The organism is Paenibacillus sp. FSL R7-0312 (assembly GCF_038004445.1).
In the GTDB taxonomy this organism is placed as follows: Bacteria; Bacillota; Bacilli; order Paenibacillales; family Paenibacillaceae; genus Paenibacillus_AQ.
On the sequence record NZ_JBBORE010000001.1, the window covers coordinates 1,445,609 to 1,459,342 of the forward strand.

Below are 13,734 nucleotides of genomic sequence, written 5' to 3' on the forward strand. Positions count from 1 at the left end.
TGAAAATGATTTTTTCGGCAAGTTGTGGACACTGGCTGTGCGTTTTACTGCAGCACTAGTGTCTCTCTTATTTTATGATTAATGGTAATGATTTGAAATTGGTATTTATGAATTCTTAAACATGAAAGGTTGATCTTACTTATGAACGGTAACAAAATCACCTGCTTAGCCAAAACGACTATAATGCAGGTACGCTCTTTACTGCTTGTCCTGATCGTTGCAATGGTGGCCAGTAGCCTTACAGCCTGCAGCAATTCTTCCGTAGGTGAGACAGCGAGCATGTCTGCGCAGCCGACCCAGGAAACGCCTGTGGTGACGCAAGCCTCCGGCAGCATCTATCTGTACGGTGAAGCACATGGCAATGACAAGATTATGGACAAGGAATATGAATTGTGGTCTGAACATTATCATAATGAGGGTATGAGACACTTGTTCGTCGAGCTGTCCTATTTTACCGCCGAATATTTGAACCTATGGATGCAGTCGGACAATGACGAACTTCTGGAGGAGGTCTATAAGGATTGGGAGGGAACAGCAGTTCACAGTCCATATACCAAGGCATTTTATCAAAAAATAAAAAGCGATTGTCCTGAGACGGTTTTCCACGGCACAGATATCGGGCATCAGTATGATTCGACCGGCAGCCGGTTCTTATCTTATCTTGAGGCAAACGATCTGACAGGATCGGAGAACTATACTTTAACAAAAGAAGCGATTCAGCAAGGGCAGTTATTTTACAGCAAGGATGACGGGGTATATCGGGAAAACATGCTGACTGAAAACTTTATCCGCGAATTTGAACAGCTCGGCAGTGAGAGCGTCATGGGCATTTACGGCTCAGCACATACCAGGCTTGATGGAATGGACTATAGTACCCAATCCGTCCCTTGTATGGCCAATCAGCTACAGAAGCACTATGGCGGCAACCTTCATTCAGAGGACCTAAGCTGGATTGCTAAAGATATTGAACCTTCGAGAGTAGATGATATTACCTTACAGGGCAAGAAGTATGCGGCATCGTATTTTGGAAAGGAGGACTTGAGCGGGTTCAAGGATTACGCCTATCGGGAGTTTTGGCGGTTGGAGGATGCGTATGAAGATGTCAAAGACCTGCCACTGGAGGAAAATGTCCTTCCTTACGATCAATACCCGATGCTGATTGAGACAGGTCAGGTCTTTGTGATCAGCTACACCAGAACAGACGGTTCAGTGGAGAGAGAATATCATCTGTCTAACGGAAGTATCTGGGAGGGCATGCATTCCACACAGCAATTCATTGCAGACTGAGCGGTTAGGAAGCTTTTCCATAAACATTGTTTTCATAAAATATTAGATAAATCTTAAAATTTATATTCAATAGTGATACACTAAGATCAGAATTGATCCCAAGCAGGTGTGTGGCCAAGTTATGCGTGCCAGAGCAGGAGTGCCTGCATCCTTCCTGCAAATCGTAGGGTAGAAGGACGGTAGAATATGAGCAACCAACAGACCAAAACAGATGTGATTTTAATTGGTGCCGGAATCATGAGTGCAACACTGGGTGCACTGCTTAAGGAATTAGTGCCTGATTGGAGAATCACTGTGTTTGAGCGGCGTGCAGGTGCCGGGGAGGAGAGCTCGAATGAATGGAACAATGCGGGAACGGGGCATTCTTCATTGTGCGAGCTTAACTACACCACGGAGCAGCCGGATGGATCTATCGACATCAGCAAGGCTATCAAGGTGAATGAGGAGTTTCAGTTCTCGAAGCAATTCTGGTCTTATCTGGTGAACAGCAGACGCATACAAGATCCGCAGGAATTTATCGTACCCGTACCACATATGAGCTTTGTAGAAGGACAGACAGACGTAACCTTTTTACAAAAAAGATTTGAAGCGCTTTCAAGTCATCCGCTGTTTCAAGGCATGGAATTCTCCGCTGATCCGGTGCAGCTGATGAAATGGATTCCGCTTATGATGAAGAACCGGACACTAGGCCAGCCGGTGGCGGCTACCCGGATGGAGTCGGGAACGGATGTTAACTTCGGCGCGCTGACACGCATCCTGTTCGGCCACTTGCAGAGCAACAACGTCGATATCCGGTTCAACCATCAGGTTGAGGACCTTAAGCGCACGAAGGATGGCTCCTGGGAGCTTAAGGTGCGGAATGCCGGCAACGGCGCTGCTGAGCGGCATACGGCGAAATTCGTCTTCATCGGGGGCGGGGGAGGAAGCCTGCATCTGCTGCAGAAATCCGGTGTCCCGGAGGGCAGAGGGATTGGCGGATTCCCGGTAAGCGGATTGTTTATGGTGTGCCGGAAGCCGGAGATTGTGGCACAGCATCATGCCAAGGTATACGGCAAAGCAGCGGTTGGCGCGCCTCCAATGTCTGTTCCGCATCTGGATACAAGGGTGATCGACAAGCAAGAATCGTTGTTCTTCGGACCGTTTGCCGGCTTCTCGCCCAAGTTTCTGAAGTACGGCTCGATGTTTGATCTGGTCACCTCCGTTAAGCCGGGCAATCTCGTCACGATGCTGGCGGCAGGCGCCAAGAATATGCAATTAACCAAATATTTGATCGGGCAAGTCATGCTGTCGAAAGAGCAGCGGATGGAAGCCTTGCGGGAATTTGTCCCGAACGCCAAAAGCGGGGATTGGGATCTGGTGGTGGCAGGCCAGCGTGTGCAGATTATTAAAGATACGGCTGCCGGCAAAGGTACGCTTCAATTCGGTACGGAGGTGATCAGCAGTGCCGATGGCTCGATAGCCGCATTGCTGGGCGCTTCTCCTGGAGCCTCTACCGCCGTTTCTGTCATGCTGGAGGTCATCAGCAAATGCTTCCCGCAGCATATTGAGGATTGGGAGCCGAAGATCAAACGAATGATCCCTTCCTACGGCCTGTCTCTGCAGGGCAACACAGAGCTCTTGAACAAAATCAATACTTTAGCAGCAGAGTCGCTAGGTCTGACTCATGGACCAGGGGAGCCTGTGCAGCAGATTAAGGTAAAGCATTCGTAGGAGCAGGTGAGAACTTTCCCGGTGCGGAAGGTTCTTTTTTTGTGCGCGGAATTATTCCCTCGAAGCGTTGAAGGGTTTTTCTATTATTTATGGAAATATGTTAGTGCCTGGAATCAAGTTATTGAGGGAAAGAGGGAATGTAGCTGATGTCCAAGATTCAGTTAGGCCGTACCCGGTTAGCAGGAGCGGATGGCATTCGTGCGATCGCCTGCCTGTCCGTCATCCTGCATCATCTGTCACAAAAGCTGGCGATGCCCGCACAAAAGCCCTGGCTTCAAGAAGTGCAGTCGGTTCTCTTGCTTGGGAACAGCGGGGTTAGTTTGTTTTTTCTGTTAAGCGGATTTTTGCTGTCGTTCCCCTTTTGGAGCGCTTACCTGGAAAATAAGCCGTATCCGTCTATCCGAACGTATGCTGTACGCCGCGCTGCAAGAATTATACCCGGCTTCTATGTATCATTCCTGGTTTGTCTGTTGCTCGTATGGAGGCTGGAGATTCCTACAGAGTTCCTATGGCGGCGAATCCTAACGGGGTTCACGTTTACATCAGGCTTCCACTATACAACCTTTTTCCCGTCTGACTTGAATGGGCCGTTCTGGTCGATCAGCTTCGAGGTGTTTAGCTACTTGCTTATGCCTGTGTTTATGGCTGCATTGTTTGTGCTCGGCAAGCGGCGTTCGTTCGGCAAAGCGATCTTGTTCTGGGTGGCCGCGTTTGGGTTGGTGCTTGCCGTGAACTCCCTCGTCCATCAGTGGTTTACGCCAAGCGGGCAGGGCCGGGGCTGGGATTATGGCCAGATTGGCGGTGCGAAATACTGGATGCCGAATTACAATCCGGTTGGGTTCTTCGGCCACTTCACTATTGGTATCCTGGCCGCTGGTATTACGACCGCGTTCATGCAGCTTGGTGCTAAGGCGGAGAGGCTACGCCAGCTTGGGGTGTTCGATGCAGCCGGAGCAGCCGCTCTGGGTCTTGCCGGTTTACTAATCTGGCGTATGCGCCACCAGGGTGAATTTGACTTCAGCCTCCAGCACCAGCCCTATTACTTTCCGGTTTATGCCATTTTGTTCGGAATCGTGCTGCTGTCAGCACCGTTCAGCGTGATCATAGGTCGTGTACTGGATAACCGCTTTTTCCGGTTTACCGCGCAGATTTCGTTCGGGCTGTATATTTGGCATTACTTGTTCATCACGCTAATCGAGAAGTATGGCATAGCCGATTATCACTATTCCGGGATTAGGGACGTGTGGCGCTGGCTTGGTATCAGTGTAACTGTTATCACAATCTCTTATGCGGCGGCGGTGATCTCCTATTATGTCATAGAGCGCCCGTTCATCAACTGGTCGAAAGGCAAGCCGTTCTTCCGGCGCAAGCAGAAGGATACACCATCGGTTACAGCTGCATAAGCTGGCTCTCAGGCAGATCTGTGCTGTGTACCGGTTGACTTTTATCGAAGCCTCGTGATACATTGTGTATACACGGAATACACAATTTATTGAGGAGGTACGGTATGCTGGCACTAGATATTCGCAATTTAAATAAAAGATATCCTCAATTTCAGATCAAGGATGTATCTTTTCAATTGGAGAAGGGCTACATTATGGGGTTCATCGGGGCCAATGGCGCCGGTAAAACGACCACGATCAAATCGGTCTTGAACATGGTTCATGTCGATAGCGGCGAGATATACATTCTTGGCAAGAATATCGCTGATCACGAGATCGAATTGAAGCAGGAAATCGGATGCGCATTCGGTGATATCGATTTCTATACACGCAGCAAGATCAAGACGCTGACCGATATTACCAAGAAGTTCTATAAGAATTGGAATGATGAAACGTACTACAATTATCTCAAGCGGTTCAAGCTGGATGAGAACAAAAAAATAGCGGAGCTGTCCCGGGGAATGAAGGTAAAGTACAGCTTGGCCCTTGCTTTATCGCATGGCGCAAAGCTGCTCATCCTGGATGAGCCGACCAGCGGACTCGATCCGGTCTCCAGAGACGATCTGCTCGATATCTTTCAGGAGCTCATCATCGGCGGCGAGATCAGCATTCTTTTCTCTACCCATATTACCTCGGACTTAGAACGGTGTGCGGATTATATAACCTTCATTGAACAAGGGCAAATTGTTGCCAGCTCCGAGAAAAACGAATTAAAGGAGTCTTACCGTTTGCTCAGCGGCAGCGAAGCCCAATTAAGCGAAGTGAAGGAGCAGTTGATTTCCTACAAAATTAACTCGTTCGGCTTTACCGGATTGATTCATACCAAAGACATTGATCCATCCTCCAGCCTGAGGGCAACCACGCCGAGTCTTGATGAAATCATGATCTACTTTGCGAAAAAGGAGAATGTATATGTATAATTTGGTGATGAAGGATTTGAAGTTAGGCGTAAACCCCTGGTTCTTCGCATTACCCTTTATTTTAGGCGGCTTAATGCTTATCCCCGGTTGGGTCTACTTTATCGTCCCGCTGTATTTCTGCTTCTTAACGGTACCGAACGTGTTTGGCGGGTTCAAGAGTCAGAATGATCTGATGTTCAGCACGATGATGCCCGTGACCAAAACAGACATCGTGAAATCCCGGATAACCGTTGTTGTTATTCTTGAGCTTATGCATCTTGTCATCGCGATGATTTTCAGCATATTTACGTTCCGCTTGTATCCTCATCTGACTTACATTTTCTATCCGCCGCATATGGGTTTTTGGGGCTTATGTTTCATCATGCTGGCGATCTTCAACATCCTATTTATATCCATGTATTACAAGACGGCGTATAAGTATGGAGCGGCAACGACCGCATCTACTACAGGCGCTATCCTTTTTGCCGGAGTAGCCCAATGGGCCGGAATCCAAAGTTCTTGGGTTAACGACATTTTCTATGGATCAGGGATGGATAATACGGCACTGCAGCTTTCCATTCTGATCGCTGGTGTCGTCATTTTCATAGCATTCACCCTGATTGCCTATAAGATTGCCGTAAAGAGATTCCTGAAAGTGGAGATATTATGAATGTAACGATTTCAAATACATCAGAGAAACCGATTTATCAGCAGTTATACGAACAGATTAGCGCACAAATTCTAAAAGGCGAGCTGGAAAGCGGCTATTGTCTGCCGCCCATCCGGCAGGCAGCCCTGGAGCTGCATGTTAGTGTCATCACCGTTAAGAAGGCTTGGGAGGAGCTTGAGCGGAGCGGTCTGATCAACACGGTAACAGGTAAAGGATGCTTTGTAGCCGAATTCTCGCGGGGTGAGATGCTGCGGATACGCAACGAGATGGTCCTGAAGCAAATGGAGAACGACACCTCCTACTACAAGTCCTTTGGCCTCACCCTGGATGAGGTGATGGGGCTGCTGAAGAAGATTTATTGACATATCACAAGAAATAACGCTGCCAAGGTTAAGCTCTTGGCGGCGTTGTTTCTTGTGATATGATTTCAAATCTGATCCAGATCAATTTAACAAAACAAGATTCCAGCTATACTGTGATTAGCAAGAAGACAACTCACTTTTTAAGGAGGGCTTTGCAATGACAACAACAACTTTTCAATTAGAGCAGCTTACTTGTCCCGGCTGCATTAAGAAAATCGAAACAGCCTTAACCCATAAAGACGGCGTATCCGGGGTAAAGGTTCTATTCACTTCAAGCAAGGTGAAGGTGAGCCACAATGAGACTATTATCAATTCTGCGGGTGTGAGTAAAGTTATCACTAATCTTGGATTTCCCATTCTAAGCTTTAAATAAGGGGCCGTGCATATGTCCAGACAAAATAAGGAGAGAATTATAGGCATTACCGGGCTGCTTATCACTATATCTTTTGTAATGAAATTAGGGAATGTGCTGGAGTTGTCCTCTGATATTCTTATGATTACAGCTGCGCTCCTTGCGGGCTATCCCATTATGAAGAATGCCTTTCAAGCTTTACGTTATCGTATATTGGGGATTGAGGCACTCGTTACGATCGCCGTCATAGGCGCCATCATGATCCGGGAATACTGGGAGGCGGCAGCCGTTACCTTCCTATTCATCTTCGGTTCCTATCTTGAAGCGAGAATTATGGAGAAGACCCGTTCTTCATTGAAAGCCTTGATGGATTTGGCACCTGCGATGGCTTCAGTAATGCGCGACGGGATAGAGGTTCAGGTATCTCCTGATGAGGTGATCCAAGGAGAGATTGTCCTGGTCCGTCCCGGTGAGAAGATTCCGGCAGATGGTACAGTTCTCAAGGGAAAAGCTACGATCAATCAAGCAGCAATTACAGGAGAATCTGTTCCGGTCAGTAGAGAAAAAGGGGCAATAGTGTTCAGCGGAACGGTCATTGAGCATGGGTATTTAGAGATTATTGCTGAGAAGGTCGGTGATGACACAACCTTTGCCCGGATTCTAAGTATGGTTGAGGAAGCACAGGAATCGAAAGCGCCCACGCAGAAATTTATTGAGAGATTCGCCAGGTACTACACTCCTGCTATTTTTATATTGGCAATTATCGTGTATATCAGTACTGGAAATGTTGAATTAACACTGACTTTGTTAGTTATTGCTTGTCCGGGTGCCATGGTCATTTCTGCTCCGGTCTCCATCGTAGCCGGAATTGGTAAAGGTGCGAGGAACGGCATCCTGTTTAAAGGTGGCGAGACGTTAGAAAAGGCGGGATTCGTTCAAGTGGTTGCCTTTGATAAAACGGGCACACTCACTGCCGGTAAACCACAGGTTACGCGAATCAACGCCATACACCTGAATGAGAATGAGCTCCTGCAGAGGATAGCCCGTGCAGAATATGCCTCTGAGCATCATTTGGCTAGAGCTATTGTTGCAGAAGCTGCGTCGAGATCCGCTTCCAGGATTATTCCTGCAGAACAGTTCAAGGCGTTGCCTGGCAAAGGGATAGCTGCTACAGTTGAAGGGTCGAATCTATATATTGGAAATCGCAGGTTAATGGCAGACTACAGCATTCAATATGATCAGGAAATAGCCGACTACGTAGCTCAAGAGGAGAATAGAGCACAGACGGTCGTCTTTGCTGCTGATGATGAACGGGTATTAGGACTGATCTCTATTGCAGATGTCTTACGGACGGATGCCTATACACTTATTGATCACCTGAAACGGTCGGGTGTTGACAAGGTGGTTATGTTAACCGGTGATAATGAACGCTCGGCTGCTGCTGTCTCGGATGAACTTGGAATAGATCTGTATTATGCGGAGCTGTTACCTGAGGATAAGGTTAGAATAGTACAGGATCTGCAAAAGGAATATATCGTGGCAATGGTTGGTGATGGTGTGAATGATGCTCCTGCTCTAGCCGTTGCCGATGTAGGGATTGCTATGGGCGGTTCAGGAACCGATGCCGCAATGGAGACTGCCGATATGGTACTTATGTCAGATCGCCTAATGAACCTTCCATACGCGCTGGGCCTTAGCCGTGCTTCAATGAATAATATCCGGCAAAATATTTACTTCGCTGTAGCCACCGTCGTGACTCTGTTAATCGGTGTGTTAACCAGTAATGTATTCATGGCTTCCGGTATGCTTGTGCATGAATTGAGTGTGTTGTTAGTCATTCTTAATGCGATGCGTTTAACTCGATACACTACCAAGAATAGGGGGAGCCGTATTGAACTGCAATCATCGTCCAGTGAGTAAGCCGTATGTTCCGGGTCAGGCCCCGGCATTATGTATCAACAATGTGCCCATTCTGGAGATTTTATCGCCTGAAGAGAAGGCTGAGGTGATGAACGCCTCTATCAGCAAACAGTATACAAAGGGTGAAGTTATTTTCTCTCCCGGGCATTCCTCAGCGAATTTATGGATAGTCCACCGGGGCAGTGTGAAAATATCCCGCTTCTCTGCGGCAGGTAAGGAGCAGATTGTGCGCATTCTTAGCCCGGGGGATTTCACAGGGGAATTGTCTTTGTTCAGTCATACCATATTAACTAATACCGCTGAAGCATTGGAACCCACAGAGATTTGTCTGATTCAGGGTAAAGTTATCAGTGATTTAATGTTGAGAACGCCCCGAATCGCGATTAAATTCCTTGAGAAGTATACAGAACGTATTGAAATGGCAGAAGATAAACTGGAGCAGCTTACCCTCTATGATGTTGAGCAACGACTCGCAAAGGTCTTACTGGAAATGCTGCACGATCAGCAGAATGACCGCCTGGAGAATAACGTGTTAATACTGCCCGTAAGTAAAAAAGACCTAGCAGTGATGATCGGGACAACGCAGGAGAGCCTAAGCCGCAAGCTTGCCTTGTTCCAGGAACAGGGATGGATTAAGCTTGTAGGTCAACGAAAGATTATCATAGTGGATCAGGCTAGTCTTAACCTGATCCTATAACTTGGATCACTGTTTCAGACATGAGGCACCCATTTATGGGTGCCTCTATATTTTACCGTTATATAGTGCAAGGTGAACGGTATCCCGAATAAGGGAAAGGTTCCTGGCTGCGGAATGTTATCGTCCGTTTGTGTCATTGACCTTATGATGCCGGGTATGGACGGAAATCTTACGCTTAATCAGATATACCAATGGATGTACGGTCGTATGTAGAATCCCCTAATACCTTCACGATAAAATCCGCTACGTCTGCACGGGAAATCGTTCTTGCCTTTTCCGGTACGCCTGTTGAAGCTTCCTTATAGTTTCCTGTCAAAGCTTTATTCGTTAATCCCATAGGCCTGGCGATTGTATAGTTAAGTTTATTTGCCACAATATAATCCACAGCGCCTTGATGATCCAGAAGAGGATTCTTTAGCATGGTCATGACCAGTTTCCCGCTAATCCCCGGAACTTCTTTGTGAATCCCTGCAGAAGCTGTATAGACGATGCGGGTAATTGAATGCTCCCTCATCCCATCTACTATATTTTTGGTCATCTGCTGCAGCTCCGTAGATTTTTTCATGCCTAGACTAGAGCCTAAGCAGGATACAACTGCCTCATGTCCTGCAATGGCTTGGGCAACCGCCTCTTTATTGAAGCAATCTCCCTGGATAATATGTAGATGCTCATGGTGTATTTGTAACTTTGAAGGTGTACGTACAAATGCAGTAACCTCAAAGTTTTTTTCTAACGCTTGCTTCACGACGCATTGACCTACCCCGCCAGTTGCTCCAAAAATAATAATTTTCATAATACTACTCCATTCATTTTATATTTGGTCAACAACAAATCATGGGGAAATTACGATCTCAGAAGTGAACCCATATATTTGATTATCATATCACTGAATATATACCAAAGCGATTTTGGATACCGGTGTTCCCGAGAAAATTTAGTAAATCTTTAAATGTTCTTTAAAGGATCTTAGAAACTGCTGATTATACTAGGTACATTCACCAGGAACACAACAAAACATATTGGAGGGACTTACAATGAACAACAATCAGAAGAGTAGTCAGAGGGCGAAGAATACAAGGAAGAAGTGGGTAGCCGGTACAGCGATAGCAGCAACTGTATCATTAATGGCGATGGGGACCTCAGCGCTGGCTTCATCCGATAAGGATGCTTTCAAAGAATTTTTCAATGGAAATGCCGGGATTCCGGGACAATCTACGACTTTAATTAACGAGTCTAGAGTAATGGCTGGGATTAAAACAACGGTAGAAGAAAGCATTATTGGTGGAAATAGTGCGGTTATTATCGTTTCTTTTGAGAAGGAAGACGGTACAGTTTTCTCACAGGATGCAGCTATGGCTGCACTTGAACTCAAGTGGGCAAAGGATGCAAGTTACATGGTAGAGCAACGTGTGACAGAGGATGGTAAAAAGATCATCGCCATGTTTGATGTCGATACACCAAGCAGTCTGAAAGGAAAGAAAGTTACGATTAAGGCGGATGCAGTAGTGAATACCGCTACAGAAGCAGTTATTGCTGAAGGACCATTCCATAATACTTTTACAGCACAAGAGAGCGGTACCTCTTTCAATATCGGAATTGATCACACCCTGTCACAGCAACAAGAAGAGATGTCTCTTGAATCGGTTCATATCTCAACGATTGGCATTGGTATTGAAGGGGTACGTACAGATGGGCATAGTGATGAATTACCACAGTACAGCCCTAGAGTTAGCATAACAACATCAGACGGCAAGGAAACCGAGCTTTCTTTAGGCTCCACAAGCTCTTCAAAGCGGGGATTCGAATGGCATTATAACCTGGACAAAGAGGGCAAAAGGGTCTTCCTGGATGCAGCGATGATCATTAGTATATCAGTCGATGGCCAGATCACTCCGGTTACTAACTAAGCATGCGGGCTGGATACAATGGGGCTGTCATCAGTCCCATTGTTCTTGTCCAACTTTGATAATAACTTAGAGGAGGAATTAGATGTGGAACAATCTATTATGTATACAATCCATTCAACATATTTTCTGGTGCCCCTATTCGTATTATTCCTGCTGTACCTGACAGTAAGTGCACTATGGAAAAAAAGGCCGCTTCATGCAGGCCAATATTTAATATTAATAACATTTAGTATTTACTTACTTTGTGTCATCGACCTGGTATTCTTCCCCATCGATGTGAATATCGGCATATATGCCAATCACACTTCTTGGTACAAAACGATTAATTTCATTCCGCTATTAACAATAGATATCAAAACCTTTGTATTAAATGTGATAATGTTCATGCCCTTTGGTGTATATCTGCCACTGCTCCATAAAAAGATTGAGTCTTTAAAAAGCGTAGCGTACTACGGCTTCTTATTCAGTTTATCTATTGAGATACTTCAGATGGTGATCAGAATTACTTTGGGTAATGGCAGGAGCACAGATATCAATGATCTTATTGCCAACACTGTTGGAGCACTTGTGGGGTATATAGTTATAATCAGACTATTACAGAGAAGCCATGGGAATAACTTATTGAATAGGATAAGATTATAACAGGAGACAACGGACATGTTTTGAGGGGAGAATATATGACTACCGAGATACTTATTGTAGACGATGATCATGAGATTGCAGGGTTAATCGGGGTATATCTGCGCAATGAAGGCTATCATATTCATACAGCGCAGGATGGAATTGAGGCCCTTCAATTCATGGAGCGCCACTCTATTGACCTCGTGATCTTAGATATTATGATGCCCAAAATGAATGGACTTGAAGTATGCCGGGAAATTCGCAAAGAGCAGGAAACTCCAGTCTTGATGTTAAGTGCAAAGGCAGAGGATATGGATAAAATTATGGGTTTGATGACGGGTGCGGATGACTATATGATCAAGCCCTTTAATCCATTGGAATTAACAGCGAGAGTAAAGGCGCTGCTGCGCAGAGCTAATTATCACCCGGCGGCGAAAGATCCGGATTGTATCTATATTCACTCCTTAACCATTGATAAACAAAGTCACACGGTTCATGCGCAGGGGCAGGAAATAAGGCTGACCTCTATTGAATTTGATATTTTATATTTGCTGGCCAAGAATCGCGGAAGAGTATTCGGATCAGAAGAAATTTTTGAAAAGGTATGGAATGAAACGGGGGCCGGATCGAACAAAACCGTTATGGTTCATATTAGTAACCTGAGAGATAAAATTGCTGCGGCAACAGGAGAAACGGTGATTCAAACGGTCTGGGGAGTTGGCTATAAAATTGAAAAATAATACGTTTTTTATAATGAAAACAATCCCGGTTTGGAGAGCCATTCTCTATGTTCTGCTGTCGCTAATAGCATCAACGCTGACAGCGGCTATTCTATATTCTTCACTTTATAGTTATCAGAAACAGTCAGGTGCGGTAGCTTTTATATTCAATGCCGTTTCTTCTCTCAGGGGTGTACTTGTACCTTTGATGTTTGGGTTGTTTGTCTGTTTCTATCTGTTCCTGTTCTATAAGATGGAAAAGAGACGCTATATTTCAACTGAGTTTAACCGTATGATACGTGAGGTTGAGCTTATTGCGAACGGTAATTTTGATCATAAAATAGAAGAGCGGGCAGAGAACGGGTTAGATAAACTTGCTACCCATATTAATAATGTTGTAATTCAAGCCCGGAAGGCCATTGAGGAAGAGCGGAGATCAGAACAGATCAAAAATGATTTGGTGACAAATGTTGCCCATGACCTTAGATCCCCTCTAACCTCTATCATCGGATACTTGAATCTTATCAATGAGGATGAATACAGGGACGAAGTGGAGCTTCGTGCTTATATACAGATTGTGTATGCCAAGGTTGAACGCCTGCATCATGTATTAAATGATCTGTTTGAATATACCTATGTCCAAAATAAAGAAACTCTTGTAAATGATCAATCCATTAATATTGAAGAAATGATTAATCAATTAGTTGTACAACATAGGATTCAAATGCAGGAAGCGGACATGCACATGAGGACATTTATAACGGCTGATCACCCTGTCATCATAGGCGATGGCAATAAAATAGCCAGGGTGTTTGAAAATCTCATTCAAAACGCCATACGGTATGGAAAAGAAGGAAGATACATTGACCTTATAGTAAGAGATTCGAGCCAATCCGTTCAAGTTGAAGTGAATAATTACGGCAAAGCAATACCCAGTGTGGATCTCCCCTATATTTTTGAGAGATTCTATAGAGTAGAAAAGTCACGTTCCGAATACACGGGCGGATCAGGCCTAGGACTTGCAATTGCCAAAAGTATCGTTACATTACATGGCGGGGAGATTGAAGCCAAAAGCTCGCTGGGGAAGACGTCTTTTGTCGTTACTTTATTGAAAAAAATATAAAACTCTGAATTACTGTCATGGAGAA

At 45.4% G+C, this 13,734-nt stretch carries 14 protein-coding genes; 13 read left to right on the forward strand and 1 reads right to left on the reverse strand.

Annotation, left to right across the window (positions count from 1 at the left end; translation table 11 throughout):
• The first annotated feature begins 141 nt into the window (after positions 1 to 141).
• From MKX70_RS06220 to MKX70_RS06260, 9 genes are all read left to right on the forward strand, one after another.
• Positions 142 to 1,287, forward strand: coding sequence for a hypothetical protein (locus MKX70_RS06220; RefSeq protein WP_340781559.1), 1,146 nt, complete (start codon positions 142 to 144; stop codon positions 1,285 to 1,287).
• 186 nt (positions 1,288 to 1,473) lie between these two features.
• A complete protein-coding gene (gene mqo, locus MKX70_RS06225; protein WP_340781560.1) occupies positions 1,474 to 2,997 on the forward strand; it encodes a malate dehydrogenase (quinone) in 1,524 nt (507 codons plus the stop codon).
• A gap of 146 nt (positions 2,998 to 3,143) precedes the next feature.
• Positions 3,144 to 4,400, forward strand: coding sequence for an acyltransferase family protein (locus MKX70_RS06230; protein ID WP_340781561.1), 1,257 nt, complete (start codon positions 3,144 to 3,146; stop codon positions 4,398 to 4,400).
• Positions 4,401 to 4,504: 104 nt separating this feature from the next.
• Positions 4,505 to 5,359: an ABC transporter ATP-binding protein gene (locus MKX70_RS06235; protein WP_340781562.1), complete on the forward strand. Its 855-nt coding sequence runs from the start codon at positions 4,505 to 4,507 to the stop codon at positions 5,357 to 5,359.
• Positions 5,352 to 6,008, forward strand: coding sequence for an ABC-2 transporter permease (locus MKX70_RS06240; protein ID WP_340781563.1), 657 nt, complete (start codon positions 5,352 to 5,354; stop codon positions 6,006 to 6,008). Before MKX70_RS06235 ends, MKX70_RS06240 begins: the two co-directional genes overlap by 8 nt.
• The gene (locus MKX70_RS06245; protein WP_340781564.1) at positions 6,005 to 6,370 is read left to right on the forward strand and encodes a GntR family transcriptional regulator; all 366 of its coding nucleotides are present in this window, start codon (positions 6,005 to 6,007) and stop codon (positions 6,368 to 6,370) included. Before MKX70_RS06240 ends, MKX70_RS06245 begins: the two co-directional genes overlap by 4 nt.
• Positions 6,371 to 6,527: 157 nt before the next feature.
• Positions 6,528 to 6,743 (forward strand): heavy-metal-associated domain-containing protein, encoded by a 216-nt coding sequence (locus MKX70_RS06250; RefSeq protein WP_340781565.1) that lies wholly within the window; start codon positions 6,528 to 6,530, stop codon positions 6,741 to 6,743.
• A gap of 12 nt (positions 6,744 to 6,755) precedes the next feature.
• On the forward strand, positions 6,756 to 8,642 hold the full coding sequence (locus tag MKX70_RS06255; RefSeq protein ID WP_340839685.1) for a heavy metal translocating P-type ATPase: 1,887 nt from the start codon (positions 6,756 to 6,758) through the stop codon (positions 8,640 to 8,642).
• Positions 8,614 to 9,339 carry a Crp/Fnr family transcriptional regulator gene (locus MKX70_RS06260; RefSeq protein ID WP_042241058.1) on the forward strand — a complete coding sequence of 242 codons (726 nt, stop codon included), beginning with the start codon at positions 8,614 to 8,616 and terminating at the stop codon, positions 9,337 to 9,339. The genes MKX70_RS06255 and MKX70_RS06260 overlap by 29 nt, the downstream gene beginning before the upstream one ends.
• Positions 9,340 to 9,514: 175 nt before the next feature.
• Here MKX70_RS06260 and MKX70_RS06265 read toward each other — a convergent pair whose 3' ends face one another.
• A complete protein-coding gene (locus MKX70_RS06265) occupies positions 9,515 to 10,132 on the reverse strand; it encodes an NAD(P)-dependent oxidoreductase (protein ID WP_042241056.1) in 618 nt (205 codons plus the stop codon).
• A 241-nt stretch (positions 10,133 to 10,373) separates the two neighbouring features.
• Here MKX70_RS06265 and MKX70_RS06270 point away from each other — a divergent pair, with 241 nt between their 5' ends.
• From MKX70_RS06270 to MKX70_RS06285, 4 genes are all read left to right on the forward strand, one after another.
• The gene (locus tag MKX70_RS06270) at positions 10,374 to 11,246 is read left to right on the forward strand and encodes a hypothetical protein (RefSeq protein ID WP_052416806.1); all 873 of its coding nucleotides are present in this window, start codon (positions 10,374 to 10,376) and stop codon (positions 11,244 to 11,246) included.
• Between the two features lie 84 nt (positions 11,247 to 11,330).
• Positions 11,331 to 11,888: a VanZ family protein gene (locus MKX70_RS06275; RefSeq protein ID WP_231637750.1), complete on the forward strand. Its 558-nt coding sequence runs from the start codon at positions 11,331 to 11,333 to the stop codon at positions 11,886 to 11,888.
• Between the two features lie 35 nt (positions 11,889 to 11,923).
• Complete coding sequence (locus MKX70_RS06280; protein WP_042241053.1) at positions 11,924 to 12,607, forward strand: response regulator transcription factor; 684 nt, start codon at positions 11,924 to 11,926, stop codon at positions 12,605 to 12,607.
• The gene (locus MKX70_RS06285) at positions 12,597 to 13,709 is read left to right on the forward strand and encodes a sensor histidine kinase (RefSeq protein WP_042243824.1); all 1,113 of its coding nucleotides are present in this window, start codon (positions 12,597 to 12,599) and stop codon (positions 13,707 to 13,709) included. Before MKX70_RS06280 ends, MKX70_RS06285 begins: the two co-directional genes overlap by 11 nt.
• The last annotated feature ends 25 nt before the right edge of the window (positions 13,710 to 13,734 follow it).

Excerpts from the sequence above, each read along its gene's own strand:
- MKX70_RS06270 (WP_052416806.1), top strand. The coding sequence starts at position 10,374 with ATGAACAACAATCAGAAGAGTAGTCAGAGGGCGAAGAATACAAGGAAG.
- MKX70_RS06280 (WP_042241053.1), top strand. The coding sequence starts at position 11,924 with ATGACTACCGAGATACTTATTGTAGACGATGATCATGAGATTGCAGGG.
- MKX70_RS06235 (WP_340781562.1), top strand. The coding sequence starts at position 4,505 with ATGCTGGCACTAGATATTCGCAATTTAAATAAAAGATATCCTCAATTT.
- MKX70_RS06255 (WP_340839685.1), top strand. The coding sequence starts at position 6,756 with ATGTCCAGACAAAATAAGGAGAGAATTATAGGCATTACCGGGCTGCTT.
- mqo (WP_340781560.1), top strand. The coding sequence starts at position 1,474 with ATGAGCAACCAACAGACCAAAACAGATGTGATTTTAATTGGTGCCGGA.
- MKX70_RS06220 (WP_340781559.1), top strand. The coding sequence starts at position 142 with ATGAACGGTAACAAAATCACCTGCTTAGCCAAAACGACTATAATGCAG.
- MKX70_RS06250 (WP_340781565.1), top strand. The coding sequence starts at position 6,528 with ATGACAACAACAACTTTTCAATTAGAGCAGCTTACTTGTCCCGGCTGC.
- MKX70_RS06240 (WP_340781563.1), top strand. The coding sequence starts at position 5,352 with ATGTATAATTTGGTGATGAAGGATTTGAAGTTAGGCGTAAACCCCTGG.
- MKX70_RS06265 (WP_042241056.1), bottom strand. The coding sequence starts at position 10,132 with ATGAAAATTATTATTTTTGGAGCAACTGGCGGGGTAGGTCAATGCGTC.
- MKX70_RS06230 (WP_340781561.1), top strand. The coding sequence starts at position 3,144 with ATGTCCAAGATTCAGTTAGGCCGTACCCGGTTAGCAGGAGCGGATGGC.
- MKX70_RS06245 (WP_340781564.1), top strand. The coding sequence starts at position 6,005 with ATGAATGTAACGATTTCAAATACATCAGAGAAACCGATTTATCAGCAG.